Origin of the sequence: Pseudonocardia sp. KRD291 (genome assembly GCF_019263595.1) — a bacterium.
GTDB lineage: Bacteria > Actinomycetota > Actinomycetes > Mycobacteriales > Pseudonocardiaceae > Pseudonocardia.
The window spans coordinates 1-2,926 of the sequence record NZ_JADQDD010000453.1; the positions used below are offsets into that span (position 1 = coordinate 1).

The following is a 2,926-nucleotide window of genomic DNA, read 5'->3' on the forward strand; positions in this document are numbered from 1 at the left end:
CCCCGCCGCAACGCGCGCCGGTACCCCACCAAGACCGCCGTACTCTCCGGTGGCACCGCCCTGACATGGGCCGCCGTGAACGAGCGGGCCAATCGGCTCGGAACGGCGCTGCTGGCTGCCGGGCTGCGCACCGGCGACCGGGTCGCCGTCTGCTCCCGCAACACCGCCGAGTGGCCGGAGATCGTGTTCGGCCTCGCCAAGGCCGGACTGGTCGCGGTCCCGGTCAACATCCGGCTCTCCGCCCCTGAGATCGCCCACCAACTCGCCGACTCGGGTGCGCGTGCGGGGATCGTGCACACCGACCAGACGGCACTGGCGGGCGAGGTACTCGCGCAGAACCTCGAGCTCGTCGTGCAGATCGGCGGCGAGGAGGCGGGCAAGGACTACGAAGGTCTCCTCGCCGGGTCGGTCGACGCCGACCCGACCCCCCAGACGCTGACCCGCGACGACGTGCAGTTCCTGCTCTACACCAGCGGCACGACAGGCCACCCCAAGGGCGTGGTCCAGCTGCACCGCGGCATGGTCGCGCAGGCGCTGGACACCTCGCTGGCGACGGAGGCCGTGCACACCGACGTCACGCTGGGCACCACACCGTGCTTCACCGCGGGCGGCATGGTGCGCACCGTGTCCGGGATGTTCCTGGGCCAGACCCTCGTGCTGCACCCGCGCTTCGATCCCGAGCACGTGATCGACGAGATCGAGCGCAGCCGGGTCACCATGACCACGTTCATCCCGACCATGCTCATGCGCACGTTGACGGTGCTCGAGGCCGACCCCGGCCGGGACGTCTCCAGCCTGCGCCGGATCAGCTACGGCTCCGCACCCGTCCCGCCCGGGCTCGCCCGGGAGGCCATGGAGCGGCTGGGCTGCGACCTGCAGCAGCGCTACGGGTCGACCGAAGCCGGCGGGCAGGCGACCATCCTCACTCCCGCCGACCACCGGGCCGCCGTCGCGGGCGACGAGGGCCTGCTGGCCTCGTGCGGGCGGGGGACGGCGATGGCCGAGATCCGGATCGTCGGGGCCGACGGTGAGGAGCTGCCGATCGGCGAGACCGGCGAGATCGTGGTCCGGTCCGACATGGTCGCCGCCGGGTACTGGAACAAGCCGGAGGCGAGCGCGGAGACGTTCCGCCGCACCGGGCTGTGGACCGGCGACCTCGGCAAGCTCGACGAGCGCGGCTACCTCTACATCGCGGGCCGGAAAACCGACATGATCATCTCTGGCGGGTTCAACGTCTATCCCGCCGAGATCGAGCGGGTCATCGCGGCGCACCCGGGCGTCGACCTGGTGACCGTCGTCGGTCTGCCGGACCCGGAGTGGGGCGAGACCCCGGTGGCCGTGGTGGTCGGCCTGGGCACGCCGGACCCCGGCCTGGAGGCGGCGCTGCGCGACCACTGCCGCGGCAACCTAGCCGGGTACAAACAGCCCCGCCGGTTCGAATTCCGCGACGAGCTGCCGCTGGGGCCTGCAGGCAAGATCCTCAAGCGCGAGGTCCGAGCGGCGCTGCTCGCCCCGGTGGGGCGGTGAGCGACGTGTCCGTGGAGCCGGAAGCCGTCGAGGTCGTCCCGCCACAGAGCCCACCTCCCGTGTGGAGGCCGCCCTTCCCGGCCGCGACCGTGGCCGAGCTGCTCGCCCGCCGCGCCGAGGCCACCCCGGACGCGCTGTTCGGCGTGGACGAGCACCGCACCCGGATGACCTTCGCGGAGCTGCACGCGGCCGTCGAGCGGGCGGCTGCGGGCCTCGCCGGCCTGGGCGTCGCACCCGGCGACATCGTGTCCTGGCAGCTGCCGAACCGGTTCTCCACCATCGTGCTGTCGCTGGCACTGTGCCGGCTCGGCGCGGTGCAGAACCCGCTGGTCATGCTGCTGCGCGAGCGGGAACTGAGCTTCGTGTGCGGCCAGGCCCGAGCGACCCACCTGTTCGTGACCGGTGAGTTCCGCGGCACGGACTTCGCCGCGGTCGGTGGTGCGGTGGCCGCGGCCGTGCCCGGGCTGCGGACCCACGTCCTCGACCCCGCCACACCGCTCGGCCCGATCGCCGGGGCGCTACCCGACGGCGAGGTGTCGCTGCTGCCGTCGCCGCCGGAGTCCGACGGTCCGGCGCAGGCGCGCTGGCTGTTCTACACCTCCGGAACGACCTCGGACCCGAAGGGCGCCAAGCACACCGACCGAGGCCTGATCGCCGCGTCGGACACCTTCTGCGCCAACCTGGACGTCACCGCGGGCGACCAGACGGCCACGCTGCTCCCGCTCGCGCACGTCGGCGGGATCGCTCACGTGCTCACCTCGTTGCGCACCGGCGGCAGCCTGGTCACCACCGCCGCGTTCGACCCGGCCGCCACGGTCGACCTGCTCTCCGAGAACCGGATCACACTCCTCGGATCGGGCCTGCCGTTCATCAAGACCTACCTCGCACGCCAGCGTGAGCAGCCGGACCGGCCGCTGTTCCAGCACGTCCGGGCCACCCTCTGCGGTGGCGCCGGGCGGCCAGCAGCCCTGCACGAGCAGGTGCGCGAGCAGATCGGTGGGATCGGCGTCGTCTCCGGGTACGGGATGACCGAATGCCCCTACCTGACCTGGGGCACACCGAAGGACACCGACGACGAGCACGCCACCGGCGAGGGCAGGCCAGGGCCCGGCGGCGAGGTCCTCGCGGTGCTGGCGGACGGGACCCGCGCGGAGCCCGGCGAGGAGGGCGAGCTGCGTGTGCGCGGCCCGCAGCTGATGCTCGGCTACGTGGACTCCTCGCTCGACGAGGCGGCGTTCGACGAGCACGGCTACTTCCGGACCGGCGACCTCGGGCGGGTCAGCCCGAACGGCACCGTGACCGTCACCGGGCGGATCAAGGACATCATCATCCGCAAGATGGAGAACATCTCCGCCCGCGAGGTGGAGGAGTGCCTCGCCGACCACCCCGAGCTGGACGA

The 2,926-nt window shown here is 72.7% G+C and carries 2 protein-coding genes; both read left to right on the forward strand.

Annotation, left to right across the window (positions count from 1 at the left end; all coding sequences use genetic code 11):
* Nucleotides 1-1,527 (forward strand): class I adenylate-forming enzyme family protein (locus I4I78_RS31590; RefSeq protein ID WP_218615173.1); only part of this gene is annotated, 1,527 nt, incomplete at its 5' end.
* Nucleotides 1,524-2,926, forward strand: a 1,403-nt coding sequence (locus I4I78_RS31595) for a class I adenylate-forming enzyme family protein (RefSeq protein WP_218615174.1), incomplete at its 3' end; no start/stop codon positions are given. The genes I4I78_RS31590 and I4I78_RS31595, both read left to right, overlap by 4 nt.